Raw genomic sequence first — 615 nt, 5'->3', positions numbered from 1 at the left:
GGGGCAGTCTCGGGGCATGCCGGTATACCGCCGCGCGATGCCGTTTGCAGGCCCGAGCCGAGGGGAAATTGGTGTCAGCTCCCCAGGCCAGAGCCGGTTACGATGCTCGCGCAGGGGTGTTCACAGGTACTTTCAACCGTGATCGGGGGCTCGTCACGCGATGACCCAGTGGGGAAGCGGTTGGCCCGCTGACAACGGCGCATTCGGAAGCCCGATGCAGCCTTTCGGCACACCGCCGGATCCGCCGCCACCGCCGACAGCGGGATCCCGTTGGCCCCTGATTGCGTTGGTCGTCGGGATCTGCGCCTTGGCCGTCGCGTTCGTGCCCGCCGGTATCGGATTCGTGGCGATACCCGTCGGGGTCTTCGGCGTCGTCGCGGGTGTCTTGGGGCTGCAGGCAGTACAGCGCGAGGGGCGCGGCGCGGGTAGTGCGATCACCGGTATCGCCGTGTCGGTGCTGGCCATGGCCCTGGCAGCGGTGATGTTCTTCGTCTTCTACCGGGCACCGGTGGCGGCACCAGAACCGGCGCCGTCAGCCCCCTCGACCGCAACCTCGAAGAAGTTGGGCACCTCGACAGCGATTGCCGAGAACAACTATGATATCGAATCGATCCT

Annotated in this window: 1 protein-coding gene; it reads left to right on the top strand. The window is 66.5% G+C overall.

The annotated features are described in order from the left end of the window. Positions 1-307: 307 nt before the first annotated feature. On the top strand, positions 308-615 hold a 308-nt coding region (locus IMZ11_RS43295; protein ID WP_228649472.1), incomplete at its 3' end, for a hypothetical protein.

The sequence above is a fragment of the Microtetraspora sp. AC03309 genome (genome assembly GCF_020826795.1).
GTDB lineage: Bacteria > Actinomycetota > Actinomycetes > Streptosporangiales > Streptosporangiaceae > Microtetraspora > Microtetraspora glauca.
This window is presented reverse-complemented; position numbering and strand designations above follow the sequence as displayed.